This window comes from Lysinibacillus mangiferihumi (assembly GCF_003049665.1).
Classification (GTDB): Bacteria; Bacillota; Bacilli; order Bacillales_A; family Planococcaceae; genus Lysinibacillus; species Lysinibacillus mangiferihumi.
The window spans coordinates 160,878-184,462 of the sequence record NZ_PYWM01000005.1 but is presented as its reverse complement, the minus strand read 5'-3'; the positions used below and the strand labels follow the sequence as shown (position 1 = coordinate 184,462).

The window sequence follows — 23,585 nt, the reverse complement described above, 5'->3', positions numbered from 1 at the left end:
AGAATTCAGAATTGTTTGCGTGCCAGTCACCCTCCTTTTACTCTTTATGAAATTCTCGGCCATCAAAGACGGCTGTTACATAACCTGCACGAATTACAAAATCCCCGAAATGCTCGCCCTCTAAACGGTCTTTTGCATAGTGCAGCAAAATTGGACGTAGTTCGGCTAAAATTTCTTCTTCCCCAATATTTTCGCGATAAATTTTATTTAAACGATTACCTGTAAAGCTTGCGCCAAGATACATGTTATATTTTCCTGGACCTTTGCCGATAAAACCGATTTCCCCCATTGCAGCGCGTGAGCACCCATTTGGGCAACCCGACATACGTATAACAATTTCCGTATCATGTAAACCCGCTTCATCGATAATCGTATCAATTTTCGTAATGAGTGAAGGCAAATAACGTTCTGCCTCTGCCATTGCTAAACCGCAAGTAGGCAACGACACACAAGCAATGGAATTACGGCGCAGCGCTGAATAGTGGGCCCCGTCTGTTAACTTATACTGCTCAATAAGCGCAGCAATGATTTCCTTCTGCTGTTGCGATACATTGCCAATCATTAAGTTTTGATTTGGTGTTAACCGGAAATCTCCGGTATGCACTTTGGCAATTTCTCGTAAACCTGTTAACAGCTCATAATCCTCAAAATCTTTAATGCGCCCATTTTGAATAAATAACGTATAATGCCATTTACCATTTGCACCTTTAATCCATCCAAATTCATCGCCCGTTCGGTCAAATGTAAATGGACGCTCCGCTTGTATTTCCCACCCTAGCCGACGATGTAATTCTGCTTTAAACCAGTCGAGTCCACGTGCATCAATTGTATATTTAAAACGGGCATTTTTACGAATTGAACGATTACCATAATCACGTTGTATCGTAATAATTTTCTCTGCCGTCTCAAGTAATTTATCAGGCGTTATAAAGCCAATCATACGCGCAAGCTGTGGATACGTTTCATGATCACCATGTGTCATCCCCATACCACCACCAACTGCTACGTTAAAACCTACAAGCTCATCATCTTCAACGATTGCAATAAAGCCAATATCTTGTGAGTAAACATCGACATCATTGCTCGGTGGAATCGCAATACCAATTTTAAATTTACGAGGCAAATATTGTGCACCGTAAATTGGCTCGATTTCTTCTTCTTGGCTATCCACTACTTTTTCGCCATCTAGCCATAACTCGTGATAGGCACGTGTTCTTGGCAATAAATGCTCACTTAACTTTGCTGACCAATTGTAAATTTCCTCGTGTAATGCTGATTGATTGGGATTGACATTACACATTACATTACGGTTGACATCCCCACATGCAGCAAGAGAATCTAACAGTACTTCATTTATTTCTTGCATATATTTTTTGACATTCCATTTTAAAATCCCGTGCACTTGGAATGCCTGACGTGTTGTTAATTTTAATGATCCATTGCCATATTTTCTTGCCATCTCATCCATAACAAGCCACTGTGCAGGTGTTGCCGCACCACCAGGTGTACGTACACGCACCATAAACTGATACGCGGGCTCTAATTTTTGACGTTGCCGTTCATTTCTTAAATCTCGATCATCCTGTAAATAACTGCCATGAAATTTCATTAAGCGATTATCATCTTCAGGAATACCTGAACTTAAAGGTTCGTTCATCGTTCTTTCTAATGTTCCACGCAAGTAATTACTATCGCTTTTAATACGCTCAACATCGCTTGGTGTTCCAGGTTGTGGGGGTAAAATAATTTTTCCAGTCATTTATCTCGCTCCTTTACTAATAAACATCACGTTGGTAGCGCTTCTGCTGTTTCAAATCATTGATATATGCTTTCGCTTCCTCAGGCGTTTTATGCCCTTGCTGCTCAATAATGCGACAGATTGTTTGATCAACATCAGCAGCCATCGATTTTTCATCACCACAAACGTAAATAACAGCCCCTTGCTCAAGCCATTCATAAAATACTTGTGCCTTTTCGTGAATTTTATGTTGGACGTATACTTTTTTATCTGTATCACGTGAGAAAGCAACATCCATTTGAGCCAATGTGCCTGAAGCAAGCCAGCGCTGCCAATCTGTTTGATAAAGGAAATCGGTGACAAAATGTTGATCGCCAAAAATCAGCCAAGAATCCCCTGTTATTCCTAATTCCTCTCGCTGCTCTAAAAAAGCCCGATACGGCGCAACACCTGTGCCCGCACCAATCATAATAATTGGTGTATCTGCTTGTTCTGGCAATCTAAAGTTTGGATTTTTATGGACATAAATCGGTAATGTATCGCCCACTTGAATTCGCTCTGCAATACTGCCCGAACACACGCCCAAACGCTTTCGACCATTCGTTTCATAACTCACTTTAGCAATTGTTAAATGGACTTCATCACTATTGGCCAATTGGCTACTAGCAATGGAATACAATCTCGCTGGAATTTTACGAAGAAGGGCTACAAACTGTTGTGCATCCCAAGTAAAAGGAGCAAAATCTTCAACGACATCAAGTAAATCTCTTCCTCTTGCATAATCCTTCCATGCTGTAGCACTTTCACATAGCTCTGCAAATGCTTTATGCACCGTAAAAGCACTTATTTTTTGTAAAAGAGGCTTCGATAACACCGTAATTTCTAATTTTTTTTGAAGAGCCTCTTTTAATTGCAAGGATTCCTCAAAAACCGTTACTTCTGTTTGGGGATGAAACTGTAAGGCTGTTATTAATGCATCTACTAAAGATTCATCATTTTCTGGAAGAATACCAATGCTATCTCCAGGCTCAAAATGTAAATTTGCACCTTCAATGGACAACTCAATATGACGTGTTTCCTTATTCGAGCCACGACCATTTAAATTGATATTTTCCAGTACTTCGGCATAATACGGATTTTTGCGGGAATATGTAGCCTCTTCTTCTAATAATGGCGTTGCATTCGAGACAATCGCTGTATCACTTTGCTGTAATAATGCCTGTTGAACAGCTGTAAACCATTTGGCTGCTGGTTCATCGTAATCAACATCACAGTCTGTACGTGGTACGATGCGTTTCGCGCCTAACTTTTCAAATTGTGCGTCAAAATCCTGCCCAGTTTTACAGAAAAATTCATATGAGCTATCTCCTAATGCCAAAACGGAAAAGTGCAAATGTTCTAATTTAGGCGCACGCTTACTGTGCAAAAATTCATAGAATTGAATTGCTTGATCGGGTGGTTCCCCTTCACCATGCGTACTCACTACGAGCAAAAGATTCGTTATTTTCTTCAAATTATTTGGCTTAAACTTTGCTAAAGATGTGACAGTCACCTCAATATCATTTGCTTTTAATGCAGCTGCATATTTTTCAGCAAGTCCTTGGCTATTTCCAGTTTGTGAGCCATATAATAGCGTCACCGTTTTCATCTCTGGTACTACTGACAATGCTGCTTCTTCTACAACGGTATCTAGTGTTGTTAGTGGAGCACTTAAGTATCCATTCAACCATATTTTTTGTTCTCCAGTTAATTTAGGTAAAAGTTCATTTAATAGCTTCACCTGTTCCTCATTAAAAGGACTGTTAATTACTTGCAGTTTCAACTAAGCCACCTCACGTATCATTATTAAATTATCTAAGACGTATTTTTTCTTTCTTTTCAATTTGTACAACGTAAAAGTTTTGAACAGTTAATGTAATCGAGCCATGGTTAACTGTATTTAAAATTTGTCGGACATTATCTAATGCTAGATTTATATTTTCTTTTCTTTTATCTACCATTACGAAAAACACCCTTCCTCCAAATAATGTAGTTTTATTAAGTCCATAATACGTTCCACTAATACCTTTCTTACATTATCGTCATAGCCCAAGCTATTACATAAAATCATGTTATTTACCTCATATCCTTGTAAACGCTTGGCAATACTTTGACGTAAAATGCCTGTAAACAATAAATATGGCACAATAAATACCTGCTCATTGTCTTGTTTTCTTTGTGCTAACCATTCCTCCAAATTAGGACCTGCTCCGTATAAAAAGCACGTATCGACCTTTCCATAACCATATTTATCGCGTAATCTTAATGCGATTTTTGTTAAATCCTCTCTTACTGCTGGATCACTACTGCCACGTCCAATCAGTAATACACTTGCATTGTTAGAATGGAGATGTGTTTCTAAAATTCGTTTTTGAAGTGTATCAATTAATAGTTCATGTACGCCGAGTGGTTCACCGTATGTAAAATGTACTGTTGGATATTGCTTTTGTGCTTTGTCAATTTCCTTGGGAATATCATGCTTGGCATGCTGCGCGGCTAACAACAAAATTGGCATAATCGCAATGGCCGTTGCTCCTTGGCGGAAGCAGTTTTCTATACCTTGTGCAATCGTCGGCTCGGCTAGTTCCAAAAAACAAATTTCTTGTATTGGTAAAGCAATGTCCTGTTGCACGCGTTGTAGAAATGCAACTGCTTGCTCTACACCAGCTTTTACACGACTGCCATGTGCTACATATAAAATCGCTTGCATCGAAACACTTCCTTATACTGACATCTCTTTGAAAGGCATTTGTGGACAAACTTCCTCAAACCATTGGATTTTTTCCCTTAATGTCACCACCTTACCAATTACAATCATGCTCGGATTTTGAATTTCTTCTTGCTGTACGACATCCACAATAGTTGCCAATGTACCTAGCACCGTTTTTTGTTGTGCACACGTTCCCCAATGAATAAGTGCGACAGGCGTTTGCGCATCACGTCCATATTGCAGTAACTGCTGTTGAATATAAGGCAAATTGCCAACGCCCATATAAATCGCAAGCGTATCGATCCCTTTAGCAAGACTTTCCCATTGAATACCATCATCTTTTCCTTCTCGCATATGCCCTGTGACCATTGCAAAGCTTGAACTCAAATCTCGATGTGTAACAGGAATTCCCGCATAGGCAGGTGCAGCTATACCAGATGTAATACCAGGTACGACCTCAAATGGTATATGGTGTTGTGCAAGTACTTCAGCTTCCTCCGCACCTCTACCAAAAACGAATGGGTCACCTCCTTTTAACCTTGTGACAATAAAACCTTGTTGTGCATAGCTTACAAGCGAATGATTAATATGATCTTGAATCATGGCATGCCGATTTGGTAACTTACCGCAAAATATTAACTTGGCACTTTTTTTCGCATAGGCTAATAAATCCTTATTGACCAGTCTGTCATATAAAATGACATCCGCTTGTTCAATGCAGCGCAATCCACGGACGGTAATCAAATCAACATCTCCAGGACCCGCTCCTACTATGAACACTTTCCCCATGTCGTTACACTCCTTTCATTCGATAAAAAAAGAGACTCATACTATCCATAGACACAGTCCTGCCTTTGGATAATAAGAGCCTCTAGTTTGCTAGTCAGCTTTTATTTTTAATTCTTAGTAATATAATAAGAATAATAAATAATTTAGTATATTCTGTCAACAGTTGTTTTATTCATTTTAAAAGTTAAACGACGAAACCAATCATTTAAAATTTACAAGACGCAAAAAAAAAGATGGGACATAACTAAAAAAATTGAGGAATAGAGGAAAGGTGTTCATAAATTTTTGCTATATGGAGAACTTAGCTATTCTTGCTTTTGCAATAAATAAAAATTTAGAAGGGTTCACTAGTTGTTGGTAGCGAAGGGGTGACTCCTGCTCAGAACGCACACAACGTAAGACGCTGGCATTCCTCGCGTTAGCGAGGGTTACGGCTTACTGTGCTGAGTGAAAAGCACCGCGCCGAAGCGGACAACAACAGCGCAGCAAAAAAGATGTTAGATTGACTGCCATCAATCTAACACCTTTTCTCCTTTGTCCCAGCCTCACCTTTTTTACTTTTTAATGAGCCCATAGTTAAACTTCTGGCACTCGTTTAATTCACATTAATAAGGTCTACGATACCTCGGGTATGGTCTACCTGGCGGGTAAAATGGACCTGGTGGGTATGGACGATAGTTTGGATAATTAGGATAGTTTGGATATTGATTAAATTGTGACCCAAGTAGACCGCCTAAAAATCCTCCAAAAAATGGTGCACCAATTGGCCAAAAGAAGCCACCGAAGCCTCCTGGATATCCTCCGAAATTCCGCATATGCTACCTCCCTTTTTCTCTATCGTATGAAGGGAGGTACATATACCGCAAGTCCTTTGCCTACTCTATTTCTCTTCACCTAAACGTTGCACAAAGTTTGCTAATGTTCGCACCATGACACCTGTACCGCCTTTTGGTCCTAAATCATGTGCAGAGACTGCATCCGATGTACCTGCAATATCTAAATGAATCCACGGTAAATCCCCAACAAACTCACCTACGAAGCCACCTCCGAAAATCATATGGCCATCGCGACCAGGAGAGTTGTTTAAATCGGCAATATCTGATTTCCGAATTCGCTTTTTATCACTTTCTGTTAACGGCATACGCCATACAAACTCATCTGTCTCTTGTGCTGCCTCCATAAAACTCGCATAGAATGCATCGTTATTAGAAAGCGCACCCGTTTTATCTAAACCAAGAGCTGTAATAACACCACCAGTTAAAGTGGCAACGTCGATTAGCGCAGTTGCACCTTGTTGTTTAGCATATGTAGTAGCATCTGCAAGTACTAAACGACCTTCAGCATCAGTATTTAAAATTTCAACCGTTTTACCGCTATACGTTGTAATCACATCATCAGGTTTAAAGGCTGTATCCGAAACCATATTGTCCGTAGAACCAATAACGGCTACAACGTTTTTATTAGGGCGTAATTCACCAATAATTTTCATAGCGCCAAGCACAGCTGCTGCACCACCCATATCGCCCTTCATTCCAACCATCGAATCTTTAGGTTTTAGAGAATAGCCCCCTGTATCATACGTTACACCTTTACCAACAAGCCCAATCGGATCACTGAAATCTTCAGTCGCTTTATACTTTAAAGTGATAAGGCGAGGTTCCTCATATGAGCCTTGATTTACACTTAAAATGCCACCCATTCCCAGTTCCTCTAGTTGTGCTTTATCTAAAATTTCCACTTCAAAATCATAGTCAATCGCAAGGGACTGTGCATAATTTGCTAAATCTGTCGCTGTTAATAAATTTGGTGGAAGATTAATTAAGCTACGTGCTTCGTTTACGGCATCTGCATAAATAATTCCGACCTCAAAGCTAGCTACAACATTATCTAAATCTTCAGCAGTAGTCACGAAATGTACAGCTTCCATGCGCTTATCTACTTCATTTGAAGTTGTTTTATAATGCGGAATCGTATAATAACCTAGCGTTGTGCCCTCACCTGCTAAAAATGCAACATCATCTACCGTTATTGTTTCTGTTGTAAATGATTCAAGCCAAATCGAATACTCTTTCACTTTTAAAGCATTTAGCTCTTTGCCGACTAAACCAAAGGCTGCACGTAAATCGCCTTCCGTTAAGTTTTTACGTTCATCTAAGCCAACAAACAAAATTCGTTTTAGATGGGCATGCTCCTTCATAAATGGCAATTTCGTAATGGCTTTTAGTTCAGTCGAAACATCACCTGCACTAAGCCAACCATTCAGAGATTCTCCGTAAAAAGTCGAAAAACTTGCCCAATCTTGCATTTGTTCACGATGTTTTGTGACCCCCACCACTAATACTTCTGTAGAAATCGTTTCAAATGTTTTTGCTTCTTTAACAATATGCATAAATATTCCTCCATTCAATATTTCTATTATACCTAACTTTCAGAAATGCACGTAATATTTAGCTATTTCTTCTTTTAGAAAATAATGAATGTTATAATAAAGGCAATTACAAGTGAAGGTTGTGATGAATATGTCGATACTTCAAAATACTCCTCTACTCGTCGCCCTCTTTTCCGTTCTTTTTGCACAGTTTGTAAAAATCCCTATTCATTTTTTAATGACCAAACAATTAAAGTGGGGACTGTTCACATCCACTGGAGGAATGCCTAGCTCACACTCCGCTTCTGTTACAGGGTTAACAACGTCCATCGCTTATGAAACAGGCTTAGATTCTCCCATTTTTGCCATAGCGGCTATGTTTTCTTTTATTGTCATGTATGATGCAAGTGGTGTTCGATACCAGGCAGGGCAACATGCCGTTGTCTTAAATCAGTTGCGCAAAGATTTTCAAACATTGTTACGTGATATAAAGGATTGGCCACAAATGGATGGGCAAGAAAAAATGGAAGAATTAAAAACCTTGCTTGGGCATAAGCGAAGTGAGGTATTTTTCGGAGCATTGACTGGCATTTTTATCGCCATCATAGCCTATCAATTTATTCAATAAAAAAAGAGTTGGTTCACATCCTCGAACCAGCTCCTTTCACAATTACATTGTGTCTTGTAAATATTAAAACATTCGATATCCACTTTTACGTAAATAAATCATTACAATTCCTGCTACAATCGCTCCTGCGAAGCCGCCAGATAAAATAGCAATATCTACTGTTTGAAGTGCTTGCAATTTCTCCAACAGCGCAGGGAAAGCTGAACCAGGTTTAAAAATATAATCTAAAAAGCTTACTTCATCGACAATAAAAACAACAACAATTGGATATACAATTGCCATTAACCATGTCATTCGCAGTAACATATTCAATAAGAATCCGATACCAAAAAACATGACGAAAAATAACACAATTGAAATGATTAACTGTACTAATGAAACTGAACCACCCATGTATGTATAACCTCCGTTTTCCTCTCATTAGTTTACATGATTATGAGAGTGCTTTCAATGAACATATCTTTCATTTCGCATGTTCGTCATATTTTAGTAAATCGTCAACTTTCAGTCAATATACTAGCTGTTCCTTGCATTATTTTTTAAAAAACAAACGGTAAGAGGTGTAACCGAATACCTCTCCTGGATTGATACCTTCAATGGCATCTAATTGATGCTGTTCAAACTGATTAGAAACCATTTCTTTTAACATGACCGATGTCATTTCATCCTGTGCCAATTCCCATGGATATAACCATTTTGCCTCTAACAATTCATTTTCTTGAATACACAGCTGTTGTCGCTCGTCTTTCATCTTACAATAAAAAATAGCCATATTATCACTAACTTCACCGTGAATCACACCTGTACGGAAGCCTATTAAGCCCGAAACATAACAATCTAAACCTGTTTCTTCTTTTAATTCCCGAACAATCGCCTCATCCACTGTTTCACCTGCATTTACAAAACCTGCTGGCAATGACCAGCGCCCCTTTAAACCGCTATAAGCCTTTTTGACAACAAGCCATTGTCCAAGTTCATTGACAGTGCAACCAGCGACTCCTAACCAAACTTTGCCTCGATCCTTTTTCATATCCATTCACCTCTATGTCCATATTATAGCGTCAAGCTTGCTATAGTTAGAAGTTTTAATTATAGAAAAAAGACGATATCTTTGCAGACAGAAGCTTTAAACTCAAGCACACGCATCCTGCGCAAAAGAAATATTCAGAATTGTTTCGGTGACTGGCACTCTATCCAATTGAGTTGTAAGATGTTTTTTAATTTTGCTACTTGCTCTTCACCGATAGTACGAACCAATTGCTGTTCAATTTCTGCTTTATTGCGTTCATTTTGCTCATAGCACATTTCACCGAAGCTCGTCATCCGAATTACTTTGTGCTTTTTACTATTCTCAGCGTTGCTCACTTCCACCAAACCTTTAGCTGCTAAACTTTTAATAAATTTATGAGTAGCTTGGCGAGAAAAATCCACAACTTTTGTTACTTCTGAAATAGTCGGTTGGTTTTTATAAATTTTGCTTAAAATATGCCATTCTGAGTTGGATATATGGACTGTATTATGTTTATTCCATTTCTCTTCAGCAAGTCGTCGAAGTATTTCATGACGTTCGCTCAACAAATCAATGACATCTCGATTTTGCAATTCGTCCTTCAACTCGTTCACCTTCATTCCCTAATTTCGTAATTACTATACAAAAAAACGAAGTCATCGTCAACTAAGTTGACAAAAGTTCTTTTATTGTTTACAATTAATTTAGTCAACTTAGTTGACAATAATGTTTGATGGAGGGAATATACATGTATAATGTTGGCGATGTAGTCATTTATTCATCACATGGACTTTGTTCAGTTGAAGATATTTGTGAACAAACCTTTAGCGACATTACTAAAACTTACTACGTTTTACAACCACTAAACGATTCAAAATTAACGATACGTACTCCTATTGATAATGCAAAAAAACAGCTTAGAGATGTTATTAAAAAAGAAGAAGCCATTCAAATTTTACAATCCTTCACATCTCCTGGTGTGGAATGGATTGAACAAAACACACATCGTATGAGATTTCACGTAGAAATTATTAAAACCGGTGATCGACAAAAGCAAGCTAACCTCTTAAATACACTGTTACGCAAAAAGTTTGAATATGAAGCGAATGAAAAAAAATTCCCAAATCAAGAAGAAAAATTATTGCACTCTTTACAAGAAATTATATTTTCGGAATTCTCCATTGCACTCGATAAACCTTCAGAAGAAATTTATGACTATGTATTAGCGAAACTTAGCTAACCAGCTTTTACCGGTACATAAAGAAGCCGCAAATATCTCTATTTAAGAAGATATATCGCAGCTTCTTTCTTATTGTACGAATATCCCCTTTCACCAAAATCAAAGTAAGCTTATCTACAACACCACGCTCACCCTATACACCTAAATATTTACATAACTATTTATTATTACTTTTATATGTTATTATTTGTAATAGATATGTTTTAGTTAACAAATAGGCAACAATACTAAAATTATATATCATAAATAAAATCGGGGAGTAGGCAATTAATGGGGTTCTTTAATAGGTTTTTTAAAAAAGTTGAAGAGGTGAATAAAGCAGAAGCTGATATTTCTGAACTTGAGTCTGCGTTTACTCTAGCGTCACCATTAGATGAGGCAAATGACTTTTGGAAGGAAATTGCACAAAATATTATCGTAAACACAGTGAAGGCAACTGACAACACAGTAGAACGTGCCTTTATTTTAATAGATATGGGTCAACATCCATCTTTCCATATTTTTTACCAAATTGATGGGCATCTATTGAAGTGGCATGAGCTTGAAAATCCTACTATTATAGATAAAATTCAAAATGAGTTACTACCTCAAGCTTCTAACGTATCTAAAGCAGTAAATGATAAATTTATTCAAGTGAACCATCCTAAAATTTCATTTGCTGAACTGCAATTTGAATGGGCAACAGGAGCTTGGTTTTCTCATATTATCTGGGAAGATAATGACGATATCAATCTCAAAGCAGAAGAAATTTCAAGTCAATGGTTCAATACTTTGAGTGAGGAAATAAAAAATAAACCATTAGATAGTGATGCTAAACTTTCATGGTATCCTTAACATCTTAATAGGATTATATATTTTTCAAAGAAATACTTTTGTGAAGGCTTGTGCGTTTGAACGACTATTCAGCACAAGTCTTTTTATTCTGCTTTCTCAATCGCTACTGGAGGTTTACATTACAACAGTGAGGTTTTTTTATAAAAACCACCCGATCACTAACACTGAATATTCATTCTCCATTGCAATTTTCACCTTCTTTAAAACCATACAAAAAAGCCTTTTAAATTAATTATGCTGTTGCAAGCACCAACTTAAAAGGCTTTATATCTATAGTTCTAACTATATGAATTTTATTTACGATAATATATTAATTTTGCTGTTGTATAAAGATTGTCATCATTCACTGAAATTAAAATTGAATAATCTCCTTTTTCCCAACCTGTAAATAAGCTACTATACTTATCATAAGTAAATTGATAATCATTACCAAATTCCGCTATTCCTTGTCTATGCAGTATGTCATGTAAAGCAGACATTTCATCCCATGTGTGATAACTATTATGTTCAGGAAGGAAATCATACGTAATATACTCTAATTGCCCACCTATAAAAATGTATGTTAACTCTGCAAAATAGCCATATTTTTTCGTCTCATAAATTAAATAAGTTTCTCTATCGTCTTGAATTTTTTGAATAAACGTTGATTTTTCATTTCTCTCTACATCACGAATAGACAATTTAAAGTTAATATTATTGAAAGGTACAACAGGTTTTTTTGTCGATAAAAATGAATCGACTACATACCCTTTAACATTACCAGCCGTTATATAAGACCACCCTACTAATGTAGAATGTAATGTTACTTGTGTACCATTGCTTAATGAACCTACTGAAGCTCCAGATTGACTGGCAATATTGCGAACAACAACCCCACTACTTGTATTTACATACTTAGTCGATGTTTTAGTCTTTCCCATAAAATCTGATTTAACATAGCCTATCACATTACCATATTGCACATAGGACCATCCATTCCCTACCGAACCATAATCTTCAACGACCATATTGTACTTCAATGTCGCTAATGTGGCTGCCGATAGTGACGGCGTAGATTTTACAACAAGACCACTTTTAGAATTTGCAATTTTTATTGTTGAAGGTGGAACGCTTAAAAATGAAGTATTAACGTAGCCCTTAACATCACCAGCTTGAATGTGAGACCAACCATTAGAAGTAGAAAACTCTATTACAAATTGGTTCTTATCTAGATTACCAACCGAATTGGCTGTATCACTCGGCGACTCTCTGACAATTAAGCTGGAGCCACTCACAACTTTCACTGTTCGGTAGTCTGCTGCTTCGGCTACTTGGTGCTGAAAAGTAAATAACATGATGAGTACAAAGGCTGCAACAAACCATTTCTTAAGTATATCCAATCAAATGACCTCCTTTTAATCTTCACTATTCTACCATTTTTACTATTCACAGTATATATTTCCATAATAAATTTTACCTATTTTTAAAGCTGAACATAAATGAATAAACAAGTATGCAATCCGCTTTCATTGCTTCGATTCGACTGTGCACAACCTCGATATACTTTGTAAATGAACATCAAGGCATTCTAGAAAATACCTTAGTCTTTCTATGTGTATATATTCACTCACTTTTATCAATTCAATAAGGTAAGCAACATGCACAATATTATGTTATAACTTGAAACTTTCGCCAATATATATCGTTAAACTTATGTATTGATAATTTTTCAAAATATGTAATTTATTTAGAAAGGAAGGGTATAAGTGTTAAAAAGAGCTATGCTTTCAGGAATTGTTTTTAGTTCAATTTTTTTAGTTGGCTGCAATAAAGAGGAAATTATAGATATTACGGAAAACAAGGAAAATGATGCAAATGTAATGTCAGAATCAGAATCAGAATCAAAAGAATTAAATTTGATTTCAGAATTTAAAAAAGAAATAATGGCATCTATTACAGAACAAACGGAATTGGATAGTGAGTCAATAGAAGGAATAATGGTAAGTGGTAGTCCCGTTAAAGGAATTATTGATATATCAATAAGCTTTCCCAAGGATACAAAAGTTGATGATGCGATGATTAAACAAATAATTAAAGATTCTATAAAGAAAGTATCTGAAACAGAAAACATCACAATTAGCGAAGAAAATATAACAATAAAAATTGAGAAACTCTAACGGAGAAGTTCTTAAGTTGCTTTATAAGATTGTTCAAAAAAATTATAAAGAAATATGTTATTGATTCAAACTACATTCAAATGGAGGTTTTTATATGAAAGGGAAGTTAGTCTTCACTATTGGTTTAACAGGCGTTTTAGCATTCACAATTGGTTTTGCAAAATACAATATAGGATCAGCTGAAGAACAAACCTTAGTTGCTTCAGAACAAACAGACATTACTACGGTTATAACAAAAGAAGAACAAAAAATGGTAGAAAATATGTCCGTTAAAGAAGGATTTGTACCGCAAGAAAATGGAACAGGTTTCTTTTTTAATAAAGGGGAGCCAACTGAAAAAAAGGATGTTACCGCTGTAATTACAGCACATGAACAAAACACTATAGAAAAAATGTCCATTGAAGAAGGATTTATACCACAAGAAAATGGAACAGGTTTCTTTTTTATAAAAGAAAAATAAGATTGGGTTCCTGTTATTAAGAAGGAACACTTTTCACTTACGCAGTTACTATAATAAGAATAGGAAGCCCCTCTGCATTTTTAGCAGAATCCATAAGGTCAATTGATTGTTCAAAGTTTTTGGATATTCTTTCTACATTGCCATCTTTCCACTGTTTATTTACTCTTTTTAAACCATACAAAAAAGCCCCTTCAATTTGTGATGCTTTCCGCAACAGACAAATCAAAAAGGCTTGGTATTCACAGCCCTAATGACGCTAATTTAGGGTTGTGTTTACTTATAATCGGGAGTGTATAGACCTATACAACCCTTCTTCAACATTTAATATCACGTTTAATTAGTCACAAACTTCAGGCGTACCTTCACGTTTTGCTGCTTTAAAGCTTGTGCCGCAGCCGCAAGATGCGATGGCATTTGGGTTGTCGATGGTGAAGCCACCACCCATTAACGATTGTTTATAGTCAATTTTTGTTCCCATTAAAATAGGCGCATCTTCGCGGGAAACAAGAATCGTTAAACCATGTTGTACATCTTCAAAATCGTCTTCTTTTTTCTCTTTATCGAAATGCATGCCATACGATAGACCACTACATCCGCCACCATTAACAGCTACGCGTAAAAAAGAACCTTGCTCCTCATTATGCTCCATCATTTCATTAATATGAAATGCAGCCGCTTCAGTCACTTCTATTACTTGCTTTAAACTTGTCATCCCAATCACCTTCCTTCTTACTTATCATATCAATTTTGACTATTGTATGACAAACATTCAGCTTGAAGTAGATTATTAGCAAAATTCCCGATATTTTCACTTAATTAGTATTTTTTATTCATGTGTTAAATGCATCTATTGGTATAATAGTTATAATTACATCGATGAAAGAGGTATATATTATGGAGATTTCACCGTATTATGAAAAAAAAATTCAATGTCTTAATTGTAAAAAAGAATTTCCAACATTAAAAGTACGCTCTAAATTCATAAAAGTGGATCATACGGAAACCGATTTTCAGCCGATTTATGCTGACGATGTCAATGCTCTTTACTACAATGTATTTGTTTGTGAGCATTGTGGCTTCTCCTTTACAGAGGACTTTACAAAATATTTTGCGCCTGGCGTACAAGATGAGATAAAGACACAAATTACAGAAAAATGGGTTCACCATGATTTTAAAGGTGAACGTACGGTCTTCCAAGCGATTCAAGCCTATAAATTAGCATTTTTATGCGCTACGATTAAAAAAGAAAAATTCGTTGCTACTGCTGGTCTGACTTTACGTCTTGCGTGGTTATATCGTTCATTAAAAAATGAAGGTCAAGAGCAGCGTTTTATGAAAATGTCACGAGATCTTTATATGGATTCCTATTCAAATGAGGACTACAGCGCAACTCAAATGTCCGATGTACGCATTATGTATATGATTGCCGAGCTATCACGACGTATTGGTGATATCGAAAATGCGACACGCTTCTTTTCTAAGGTTATTGAGAAACAAAGCATTGGTGGCGAAGCAAAAATTATCGATATGGCAAAGGAACAATGGACACTGATTCGCGAAGAAAAAGAAAAATCTCGACAAGCGTAAATTAAAAAAGTTCTAGCCAAAATTCAGCTAGAACTTTTTGTGCGTAAATGTTAGAAAACTTGTTCTACTTCAATAATTCCTGGTACTTCTTCTAATAAAGCACGTTCAATACCTGCTTTTAATGTAATCGTAGAACTAGGGCAACTACCACATGCACCTAATAAACGTAATTTTACAACCCCATCTTCTACATCTACTAATTCACAGTCTCCACCGTCACGTAATAAGAATGGACGTAATTTATCTAATACTTCTTGAACTTGGTCGTTAATTGTTGCTTCTGCCATTTGTCTCGACTCCTTTCCTTATAATGATTATAATGTTAGCAACAGAAAAAATCCAATATAGAATCACAAGGGAGAATAAATACTATGGGTCAAACAAAACCAGTTATCGAAATTTATGGCACTGCGGTCATCTGTGCTAGCTGTGTCAATGCACCATCTTCTAAGGATACATATGAGTGGTTGCAAGCCGCTATTGATCGTAAATATCCAGACCAAGCTTATGCTATTCGCTATGTCGATATTGAAGGTCCAATTGAGAATGAACGTGATTTAGATTATGCTAGACGTATTCAAGAAGATGAATTTTTCTATCCACTCGTGCTCATCAATGATGAAGTAGTAGGAGAAGGGTATGTTCAATTAAAGCCGGTCTTTAATGCACTTGAAAATCTTGGCTTTACACCAGACGAAACCGTTTAATAATAAATGAAAGGGATTGTTCACAAGTTTACCTTTGAGCAATCCCTTTTATTATTTACTAGTATGCTCAAAAGAATATGAGCAACGCATTAATCATTTTGATATTTGTACATCCATAGTAATCCAGATTTCATTAAACGTGCAATACGACCAGTAACAGTTGTATCCGCTAAGTAAGCAAAGCCTTGTTTTTTACCTAATGATCCCATGAAACCTTTTAGTTTAATATCAGGCATTTTTTCTGGTAAACGCTCACCTTTCCAACGCATACGTAATACTTTTACGATATGTTCCGCCTGCTCCTCCGCTAATTGTGCACTAGGAGAAAAGTCAGAAGAAGCGCAGTCACCAACAACATAGACGTGCTCATCATCCAACACATTAAAGTATTGCGTGACAATCGGACGACCTTGACGATCTTTTTCAACATCCATTTCACGCACAAGTTTAACAGGCTGCACACCTGCAGTCCAAACTACTGCATCTAGTGGTATTTCCTCTTCATGGTTAAAAATTTTCCCTGGTTCTACTTTTGTAATATTAGAATTTGCAATAACATCTACATTATGTTTCGTAAACCAATCTTTCACATATTTACTAAGCTTCTCTGGGAAGTCTTTTAAAATACGTGAACCTCGGTCAAACAATTTTACTTTTAAATCAGCACGGCTTTCTCGTAGCTCACTCGCCAACTCAATACCGCTTAAACCAGCACCAACAATGCCGACAGTTGAGCCTGCTGGTAAACCACATAACGCTTGGAATGTTGCACGTGATTTTGCCATCGTCTGAATGCTGTATGTGTACTCTTCTGCACCTGGTACACCATGGTATTTGTCCTCACAGCCTAGACCAATAACTAAATCATCATATTCAATACGTTGCCCATCCTCTAGAATGACTACTTTTTCAGCACGGTTAATCCCAACGGCTTCACCATACACAGCCGTTAAACGCTCGTGCTCTGGGAAACTTACACGAATTTCTTTATCTGTTGAAGTCCCTGCTGCTAATGCATAAAATTCTGTTTTTAAACTATGGAAAGGCGCTCTATCTACTAACACGATTTCCGTGTCCAAAGGTAAGTTGTTTGGTAAAAGTCGAAGCATGACACGCATATTGCCGTAGCCGCCACCTAAAAGTACTAATTTCCCCATAATAGTCTCCTTTAATGTATCTAATAATAAGTGTTCACAAAGTATCCACAATTGAGTATAACCGATTGTGAGAAGTTTCACAATATAAGATTGCAATTTTGTGAAAGATTTCACAATATCGATTACTTCTTTGCATTTTCACACAACAATTATGCCAAAGTCCATTACATTTTGGCAGAATTTGTGCCCCGTGATAAATAAGCCGACTCGAAAAGTTTAACTTAAAATTGGTGACATCCAAAAGTATCTTTCAATAATTTGCATCCCCATTACATATAAACGGTTAGTCAGCATTCATATAAACTGGAACGACTTCAACTCAATCAATTTAAATCATTGACGAACGTTTCAAAAGCTAGTAGCATATCAAGGGTGAGGTGAACATATGAATCCAATGGTTGAATTTTGTGTAAGTAATTTAGCAAATGGCTCACAAAAAACTTATGAAATACTCGAACGCGATCCAAATATCGATGTTTTGGAATATGGCTGCCTTAGCTACTGTACAAAGTGTTCTGAATCTTTTTACGCGATTGTCAATGGTGAATTAGTAGAAGCTGCTTCACCAGAGGAGCTCACAAAAGCCATATATCAATTTATTGATGAAAATCCATTATGGTAATTGTAGACAACATGGATACCATCAATATATTTACGAAAAAGTTTGAGTCCTAACAAAATAAAGTTACACATATGAAAAGGATGTTATACCAAAATCGGCATAACATCCTTTGTTAATTTATACCTCGAACAAAATTTTAAACCAGCGTTTCCACTAAATAAGTAGGTTGCTGTTCTTTTGTTAAAACTTCGCTTGTTGGTGTTACACCTGTATTGACATGAATGGTATCACAGCCAAAATGAATACCACACATAATGTCCGTATCGTAGTTATCACCAATCATAACCATCTCATCTTTTGTCAAACGATGCTCTAACGCAATGATGTCGAGCATTGCAGCAGACGGCTTCCCGATGTAGATTGGTTCAACCCCAGCTACCTCTCCTACTAGGCGCGCAAATGAGCCATTTCCAGGTAAAAATCCATATTCAGTTGGAAATTTAATATCTTGATTAGTTGCAATAAAGGCAGCACCATTTTGTACAGCAATTGTAGCCTTTGCCAGTGCCATATAATCTAATGTGCGATCGATGCCCATAACAAATACATCTGGCTCATTGTCTACAGGTTCAATCCCTTCATTTAACAACGCCAATCGAATACCATCAGCGCCCATCATTGCTACTCTTTTGTCTGGGAAATTCATCGCTACATACTTTGCTGTTACTAAAGCACTTGAATAAATATGATGAAGTGGTGCTTCTACGCCAATTGCGTGTAAAGCTTCTTGTAACTGCTCTCTCGTTTTAGAAGAATTGTTCGTTACGTAAAACGGCTCAATCCCTTGCTGCTGTAATTGCTGTATAAAAGCAACCGCAGAAGGAATACCTTCCTTTCCGCGGTAGACAGTGCCATCTAAATCAAAGCAATAAGCCTTATAGGTTTTCATTGATGATCCTCAGGTAAAAATGCTGATACGGGACCTAGCTCATTTGTTAAGTAGTTATTCACTGCTGGTGCAAACTGCTTTAAAGCCGGTAAGCTTGCTGTTAAAACCGTCACAACTTCTGCTATATCTACAGATGCGAATTCACGAACGAGCATTTTACGTAAGCCTACAACAGCTTTTAACGAGGCTTCCATATCAGTTGATACGACTTTTTCATCGATTAATATATCAATAATATCCTCATAGCTACCTGGATCACGCATGATGAAACCGTCAATCATTAAGTTACCTACATCCATCATTGATTCCATTACATTATGCCCAATACGTTCGAGCGCTAATTTCTTAATATCATTTTGTAGCCAGTTATCCTCTGTCTCCAAAATAGCTAATAGTTTATCTAAGTACTGTAAGTTTGTTGTGATTTTATTTCGATCTACAAAATACACAAGGAAAGCCCCCATTCAAATCATTTAAAGTTGATAGTCTTTTCTCTTCTATAGTACCATATCTATAGGACTGGAAGGAGATTAAAAGATGGAACGTTTTTTCTTATATGATGATGTAGAAGATACAAAAACACGCTTTGTTAGTTTTGCAGGACAGAAACTACGCTACGATTTAGCCATTTTACAATCTGGCCGCTTCTTTGGCAAAGTACTTGTGATGGATATCCAATTTGGCCGTTTTGCGATTATAGGACCAGATGACATAGAAGAACCTGGCTATCTTGAACACGTATACAACCGTTCGGAAGAAGAGACAGTCGAACTGCGTGAATACTTACGGGAATTACTAAACTAATACTGTAAAAAGATTTAAATAAAAAAATTTCGCTAATCCATTTGCTTGGGACTGCAATAGACCCTTTGGCATATAGCGAAATTTTTTTGTCAAAATCCCATCATGTCTATCGAATTTTATTTTTTGAATCAATTACACTAAATATAGGACCACTTACGTATCATTATTTATTTAAAGTGGAAGGGTTATCTTTATTATGTGGTTTGTTTTTGTTTTCATTATCATTTTGCTTTTTCGCCTGTTTATTTTGCCCGATAACAGCTAAATCATCCACACTAATATCAAATCCATATCCATATTCTTCACGGTCTAATTGTCTTTTCTTTTTTTTCTCGTTCGCCATAATTATCACCTCCATTTTATAAACTATCCTTTTTCAAGTGATTTATACTTTATTGCAATAAAAGCTATAAGTGTGCATCTTCTATTATCCAGTCAACAGCACTTATTAAATCTGGGAATACGGCATCCGCAAGTGGATCATATTTACCTAAAAAAACGCCTTTTGTACCAGCTCGTTTGCCTGCAATAATGTCTGTATCTGTATCCCCCACCATATAAGATTTTGATAAATCCACATTGTATTTTTCAGCAAGGTCTACAATTAACTTGCTATTTGGTTTCCGACAATCACAACCAGCTTTTGGTTTATGAGGGCAATACACGACTTCATGAATGATAGCACCTTGTGTCTTTAATTCATTTGTCATATGCATGTGTATTTTTTTGAGCTGACCTTCTTTCATAAATCCTAAGCCTACGCCACCTTGATTGGTTACAACAAAGACAAAATCAAAAAACTCATTCAATTTTTTTATTGCTTCTGGTACGCGTGGTAAGAAAAACAGTTGCTGCGGTTTATTCACAAATTTAACTCTTTTTGTCAACACTTCGTTAATAACCCCATCACGGTCCAAAAAGACTGCTCTTTTTATAAAAATCACACCTTTAATAAGAATCAATTATATCGTGCCCCATTATAATTCAACTTATAAATGCACATTGAAAAATACATTTCATTTTCGTTTCAAGTATAAGCATTTCACAAAAAAGACTAGTTAGTCACTGGGAATAGCAGCGTATGACCATCATACCTTCTTGTATTTATATTACAGTTGACATTGCGAAACATATAAAAAGACTTTTCTATTTTTCATAGAAAAGTCTTTAGACTACAGCCCTATAGTTGAATTAACGCTCTTACCTTTTTGAATGGCTGCTTTAAATGCTTTAAATCCACCATTACCAATACTTTATGTTTAATTTCATTGCTTATTAAAATTTGACCATCAATTTAAATATCATTAAAAAATTTAAAAAATCCAATCCCCTGGTACCTGTCTAGTTCCTATATGTTCTTTTTCTTCTTCATTTTTTCAATCCCATCAATTAGAATACCTATGCCAAATAACATAAACCCTATCTCAAATAAATATTTAAAATAAATAAAGCTATTATAGAAGAGTTTGTAAACTAGACCAATCAAAATGAGGACAACACCTATAATAATAGTACTATTCCCGATATTCATTAAAACTCCTCCTTTTTCTTAATTATCAATTAATATTAAATACTTTTTAAACAAAAATAGATTACTTATTATATTTTTAGAATAAAAGTAATAACATTTTTCAATTTTCAGAAAATGGAATAAATAAATAGAAATCTTTTAGCAATTAATAAGGCATTATGGAAGTCTTTGTACAAAATTTGGAAATCAATAAGATATGCTCGAGGAACAAATAGATTAATCATCTAATAAGAAGAAGTGTTGAAAAATAAGCCAGCAGCTCAGAAGAAGGGGAAAGAAGCTCCTCAAGCTCATTATGAATTGTAAGAGTTGATTCTTTACTATTAAAACATTAAAGTGGCTTAATGTTAAATGGTATATATGGCTTCATTTTAGTATGATATAAAAGATATTTCAAGAATAAAATGATATTTTTATTATCTGAATATTTTCATTTTTACTGTATCATACTACAAAAAATATTAAGAAAGTTTCATTATTACCAAGCCTACTTCACCTTCTCTTTTGGTGATTGATAATACAACTGATAACGAGCTCCCTGACTTAAACTAGATCCCGCCATTTGATAATCAATAGCATATTTATTAAAAGCGACTGGATTATGACCAATCTACTTTTAAACATCATGCTCCTACTAAAACACTATAATTCGAATCTACTGTGCTTCAATTACCATTAGAGTGACTTAATCTTAATTATAGTTCCAAAATGATGTTCTCCGTTTAAATCCTATCTGATTTAATTGCTTTACAATATTCCATAATTCTATTTTATCTCGAACTAATACTATACTCCCAAGCAAAACAGTTGCAGTTTTAGCTGGAATAGTCACAAGAACATTATAGGTAAGCCAACAGCAAACAATACGAACAAATACGGCAGACCATAATCCTTATTATTTTGTTATATTATAAAAATTTAATATTATGTAATTTTATACTATTCAATAGCTAAGTGCATCACAAATATACGATAAAAGCTATTATGATCGCTAATATAATTCGATAAATTGCAAATGGCGTCAGTTTAATACGAGAAATCAACTTTAAAAAGAATCGAATAGAAATAAGAGAAAAAGCGAACGAGCTAATAAAACCGGCAGTATAAAATCCTACATAATCAAAAGATAAGTAATCCCAATTTTTAATAATTGATACACCACTCGCTCCTAGCATAATTGGTACAGCCATGATAAAGGTAAAATCGGCTGCTATTCGATGACTCATTCCAAATAAAACACCACCTGAAATCGTCGCTCCTGAACGTGAAAATCCAGGCCATAGTGATAAGCATTGCATAAGTCCAACCATAAATGCCTGTTTATATGTAATTTGATCCAACGATACAACTTTTGGTTTTTCAGGACCAAATTTATCAGCTACAATCATCAGACTGGCACCGATAATAAGCGCCACTATAACCGCTTTTATATTGAATAGCTCATCTATCAAATCTTTAAAAATTAGACCTAGTATCGTTGCTGGTAATAAACCGATAACAAGATGTAATAAATTGAAGTGAGCCGTTGAAGTATGATTATTTATTTTATAGAACCCTAATAGACTAACGAAACGTTTCCAAAAAACAAGACAAACAGCTAAAATTGAACCTAATTGAATAACAATTTTAAATGTAATGGCAGCTTTATCTCCTAATAGATTTTTTGTTTGTAGCCACATGTCATCTACAATAATCAAGTGACCCGTTGATGAAACAGGTGCAAACTCAGTCATTCCTTCAATAAAACCTAAGATAATCGCTTTAATTAGATCAAAAAATTCCATAGTTGTTCCTCTCCTTCTTCAAAAATTACTACAATGGTAGTTATTTCATTATATATTATAATAATTGCACTCTAAATTAGTTGAATGCTCTTAAATATTTCATAACCCCTATAAATAAAAAAACCTGATGCGAATTTCACATCAGGTCGTTATAGCTATTCTGCTATATGTTCATTGTCATTTGGTTTTGTCACTTCGGTAGCTTCATTTATTACAACGTCTGGCTGCAAAATAGCTTTACCGGATTTACGCAATACAAAATAAGCACAGCCAAAATTACAATACTCATATAAGTAATCTTGTAGCGTACTGATTTTTGTATCAAAGGTAGATTTCTGATTTTTATCATCAAAAAAACCTTTTAACCGCAATTGATTATAGCCCCAGTCGCCTACAATATAATCATATTTGACTAAAATGTCTGAGTACCGCTCCTTAAAGACTTCTTCCTGAAAAGCTTCACGGTAATCTTCAACAACTTCGTATTCATATCCTTCAATAATGATCAAAGTGACACCACCTTTCTAAGTCTA

31 protein-coding genes are annotated in these 23,585 nt (G+C 35.8%); 9 read left to right on the top strand and 22 right to left on the bottom strand.

Going from position 1 to position 23,585, the window contains the following annotated elements:
• Positions 1–37: 37 nt before the first annotated feature.
• From cysI to C9J37_RS07305, 7 genes are all read right to left on the bottom strand, one after another.
• Positions 38–1,759 (bottom strand): assimilatory sulfite reductase (NADPH) hemoprotein subunit, encoded by a 1,722-nt coding sequence (gene cysI / locus C9J37_RS07335; RefSeq protein ID WP_024364858.1) that lies wholly within the window; start codon positions 1,757–1,759, stop codon positions 38–40.
• Positions 1,760–1,775: 16 nt separating this feature from the next.
• Positions 1,776–3,560: an assimilatory sulfite reductase (NADPH) flavoprotein subunit gene (locus tag C9J37_RS07330; protein ID WP_107894852.1), complete on the bottom strand. Its 1,785-nt coding sequence runs from the start codon at positions 3,558–3,560 to the stop codon at positions 1,776–1,778.
• A 28-nt stretch (positions 3,561–3,588) separates the two neighbouring features.
• Entirely contained in the window at positions 3,589–3,750 is a 162-nt protein-coding gene (locus C9J37_RS07325; protein WP_227665373.1) for a YezD family protein, read from the bottom strand.
• Positions 3,738–4,487: a sirohydrochlorin chelatase gene (locus C9J37_RS07320; RefSeq protein ID WP_107894851.1), complete on the bottom strand. Its 750-nt coding sequence runs from the start codon at positions 4,485–4,487 to the stop codon at positions 3,738–3,740. Before C9J37_RS07320 ends, C9J37_RS07325 begins: the two co-directional genes overlap by 13 nt.
• Before the next feature lie 12 nt (positions 4,488–4,499).
• Complete coding sequence (gene cobA / locus C9J37_RS07315) at positions 4,500–5,276, bottom strand: uroporphyrinogen-III C-methyltransferase (protein ID WP_107894850.1); 777 nt, start codon at positions 5,274–5,276, stop codon at positions 4,500–4,502.
• Positions 5,277–5,881: 605 nt separating this feature from the next.
• Positions 5,882–6,091 carry a hypothetical protein gene (locus C9J37_RS07310; protein ID WP_024364854.1) on the bottom strand — a complete coding sequence of 70 codons (210 nt, stop codon included), beginning with the start codon at positions 6,089–6,091 and terminating at the stop codon, positions 5,882–5,884.
• A gap of 65 nt (positions 6,092–6,156) precedes the next feature.
• Complete coding sequence (locus C9J37_RS07305; RefSeq protein WP_107894849.1) at positions 6,157–7,665, bottom strand: leucyl aminopeptidase; 1,509 nt, start codon at positions 7,663–7,665, stop codon at positions 6,157–6,159.
• 124 nt (positions 7,666–7,789) lie between these two features.
• Between C9J37_RS07305 and C9J37_RS07300 the strand changes: the two genes are divergently transcribed.
• The gene (locus C9J37_RS07300) at positions 7,790–8,272 is read left to right on the top strand and encodes a divergent PAP2 family protein (RefSeq protein WP_036205676.1); all 483 of its coding nucleotides are present in this window, start codon (positions 7,790–7,792) and stop codon (positions 8,270–8,272) included.
• 63 nt (positions 8,273–8,335) lie between these two features.
• On the opposite strand, the gene C9J37_RS07295 is transcribed toward C9J37_RS07300, so the two are convergent.
• The 3 genes from C9J37_RS07295 to C9J37_RS07285 form a co-directional block, all read right to left on the bottom strand.
• Positions 8,336–8,665 (bottom strand): YuiB family protein, encoded by a 330-nt coding sequence (locus tag C9J37_RS07295; RefSeq protein WP_024364851.1) that lies wholly within the window; start codon positions 8,663–8,665, stop codon positions 8,336–8,338.
• Between the two features lie 139 nt (positions 8,666–8,804).
• Positions 8,805–9,302: an NUDIX hydrolase gene (locus C9J37_RS07290; protein ID WP_024364850.1), complete on the bottom strand. Its 498-nt coding sequence runs from the start codon at positions 9,300–9,302 to the stop codon at positions 8,805–8,807.
• A gap of 134 nt (positions 9,303–9,436) precedes the next feature.
• Entirely contained in the window at positions 9,437–9,895 is a 459-nt protein-coding gene (locus C9J37_RS07285) for a MarR family winged helix-turn-helix transcriptional regulator (protein ID WP_407656233.1), read from the bottom strand.
• 134 nt (positions 9,896–10,029) lie between these two features.
• On the opposite strand from C9J37_RS07285, the gene C9J37_RS07280 reads away from it, so the two are divergent.
• Positions 10,030–10,521, top strand: a complete 492-nt coding sequence (locus tag C9J37_RS07280; RefSeq protein ID WP_167397275.1) for a CarD family transcriptional regulator — start codon at positions 10,030–10,032, stop codon at positions 10,519–10,521.
• Positions 10,522–10,791: 270 nt separating this feature from the next.
• Positions 10,792–11,355, top strand: a complete 564-nt coding sequence (locus C9J37_RS07275; RefSeq protein ID WP_107894846.1) for a hypothetical protein — start codon at positions 10,792–10,794, stop codon at positions 11,353–11,355.
• Between the two features lie 293 nt (positions 11,356–11,648).
• Here C9J37_RS07275 and C9J37_RS07270 read toward each other — a convergent pair whose 3' ends face one another.
• Complete coding sequence (locus tag C9J37_RS07270; RefSeq protein ID WP_107894845.1) at positions 11,649–12,734, bottom strand: SH3 domain-containing protein; 1,086 nt, start codon at positions 12,732–12,734, stop codon at positions 11,649–11,651.
• Between the two features lie 366 nt (positions 12,735–13,100).
• Here C9J37_RS07270 and C9J37_RS07265 point away from each other — a divergent pair, with 366 nt between their 5' ends.
• Together C9J37_RS07265 and C9J37_RS07260 are read left to right on the top strand one after the other, a co-directional pair.
• Positions 13,101–13,511, top strand: coding sequence for a topoisomerase (locus C9J37_RS07265; RefSeq protein ID WP_107894844.1), 411 nt, complete (start codon positions 13,101–13,103; stop codon positions 13,509–13,511).
• A 94-nt stretch (positions 13,512–13,605) separates the two neighbouring features.
• The gene (locus C9J37_RS07260) at positions 13,606–13,971 is read left to right on the top strand and encodes a hypothetical protein (RefSeq protein WP_107894843.1); all 366 of its coding nucleotides are present in this window, start codon (positions 13,606–13,608) and stop codon (positions 13,969–13,971) included.
• Between the two features lie 37 nt (positions 13,972–14,008).
• Here C9J37_RS07260 and C9J37_RS28205 read toward each other — a convergent pair whose 3' ends face one another.
• Both C9J37_RS28205 and C9J37_RS07255 read right to left on the bottom strand, forming a co-directional pair.
• Positions 14,009–14,152 (bottom strand): hypothetical protein, encoded by a 144-nt coding sequence (locus C9J37_RS28205; protein ID WP_167397274.1) that lies wholly within the window; start codon positions 14,150–14,152, stop codon positions 14,009–14,011.
• 156 nt (positions 14,153–14,308) lie between these two features.
• Positions 14,309–14,683 carry a HesB/IscA family protein gene (locus tag C9J37_RS07255; RefSeq protein WP_107894842.1) on the bottom strand — a complete coding sequence of 125 codons (375 nt, stop codon included), beginning with the start codon at positions 14,681–14,683 and terminating at the stop codon, positions 14,309–14,311.
• Between the two features lie 182 nt (positions 14,684–14,865).
• Between C9J37_RS07255 and C9J37_RS07250 the strand changes: the two genes are divergently transcribed.
• The gene (locus C9J37_RS07250; RefSeq protein ID WP_024364842.1) at positions 14,866–15,558 is read left to right on the top strand and encodes a DUF2225 domain-containing protein; all 693 of its coding nucleotides are present in this window, start codon (positions 14,866–14,868) and stop codon (positions 15,556–15,558) included.
• Positions 15,559–15,608: 50 nt separating this feature from the next.
• On the opposite strand, the gene C9J37_RS07245 is transcribed toward C9J37_RS07250, so the two are convergent.
• Positions 15,609–15,845, bottom strand: a complete 237-nt coding sequence (locus tag C9J37_RS07245) for a NifU family protein (RefSeq protein WP_024364841.1) — start codon at positions 15,843–15,845, stop codon at positions 15,609–15,611.
• Between the two features lie 84 nt (positions 15,846–15,929).
• On the opposite strand from C9J37_RS07245, the gene C9J37_RS07240 reads away from it, so the two are divergent.
• The gene (locus tag C9J37_RS07240) at positions 15,930–16,265 is read left to right on the top strand and encodes a YuzD family protein (RefSeq protein WP_107894841.1); all 336 of its coding nucleotides are present in this window, start codon (positions 15,930–15,932) and stop codon (positions 16,263–16,265) included.
• A gap of 89 nt (positions 16,266–16,354) precedes the next feature.
• Here the strand turns inward: C9J37_RS07240 and C9J37_RS07235 are convergent, their stop codons facing one another.
• Positions 16,355–17,422, bottom strand: coding sequence for an NAD(P)/FAD-dependent oxidoreductase (locus C9J37_RS07235; RefSeq protein WP_024364839.1), 1,068 nt, complete (start codon positions 17,420–17,422; stop codon positions 16,355–16,357).
• 385 nt (positions 17,423–17,807) lie between these two features.
• On the opposite strand from C9J37_RS07235, the gene C9J37_RS07230 reads away from it, so the two are divergent.
• Entirely contained in the window at positions 17,808–18,044 is a 237-nt protein-coding gene (locus C9J37_RS07230; protein WP_024364838.1) for a YuzB family protein, read from the top strand.
• Positions 18,045–18,180: 136 nt separating this feature from the next.
• Here C9J37_RS07230 and C9J37_RS07225 read toward each other — a convergent pair whose 3' ends face one another.
• Complete coding sequence (locus C9J37_RS07225) at positions 18,181–18,933, bottom strand: TIGR01457 family HAD-type hydrolase (RefSeq protein WP_107894840.1); 753 nt, start codon at positions 18,931–18,933, stop codon at positions 18,181–18,183.
• On the bottom strand, positions 18,930–19,382 hold the full coding sequence (locus C9J37_RS07220) for a DUF86 domain-containing protein (protein ID WP_107894839.1): 453 nt from the start codon (positions 19,380–19,382) through the stop codon (positions 18,930–18,932). Before C9J37_RS07220 ends, C9J37_RS07225 begins: the two co-directional genes overlap by 4 nt.
• A gap of 88 nt (positions 19,383–19,470) precedes the next feature.
• Here C9J37_RS07220 and C9J37_RS07215 point away from each other — a divergent pair, with 88 nt between their 5' ends.
• On the top strand, positions 19,471–19,737 hold the full coding sequence (locus tag C9J37_RS07215) for a DUF3055 domain-containing protein (RefSeq protein WP_069509851.1): 267 nt from the start codon (positions 19,471–19,473) through the stop codon (positions 19,735–19,737).
• Between the two features lie 163 nt (positions 19,738–19,900).
• On the opposite strand, the gene C9J37_RS07210 is transcribed toward C9J37_RS07215, so the two are convergent.
• The 5 genes from C9J37_RS07210 to C9J37_RS07190 form a co-directional block, all read right to left on the bottom strand.
• Positions 19,901–20,080, bottom strand: a complete 180-nt coding sequence (locus tag C9J37_RS07210; protein ID WP_107894838.1) for a hypothetical protein — start codon at positions 20,078–20,080, stop codon at positions 19,901–19,903.
• A 64-nt stretch (positions 20,081–20,144) separates the two neighbouring features.
• A complete protein-coding gene (locus tag C9J37_RS07205) occupies positions 20,145–20,672 on the bottom strand; it encodes a D-glycero-alpha-D-manno-heptose-1,7-bisphosphate 7-phosphatase (protein ID WP_107894888.1) in 528 nt (175 codons plus the stop codon).
• 413 nt (positions 20,673–21,085) lie between these two features.
• On the bottom strand, positions 21,086–21,268 hold the full coding sequence (locus C9J37_RS07200; RefSeq protein ID WP_107894837.1) for a hypothetical protein: 183 nt from the start codon (positions 21,266–21,268) through the stop codon (positions 21,086–21,088).
• 959 nt (positions 21,269–22,227) lie between these two features.
• Entirely contained in the window at positions 22,228–23,052 is an 825-nt protein-coding gene (locus C9J37_RS07195) for an undecaprenyl-diphosphate phosphatase (protein WP_107894836.1), read from the bottom strand.
• Between the two features lie 155 nt (positions 23,053–23,207).
• Complete coding sequence (locus C9J37_RS07190; protein WP_107894835.1) at positions 23,208–23,561, bottom strand: YutD family protein; 354 nt, start codon at positions 23,559–23,561, stop codon at positions 23,208–23,210.
• Between the last annotated feature and the right edge of the window lie 24 nt (positions 23,562–23,585).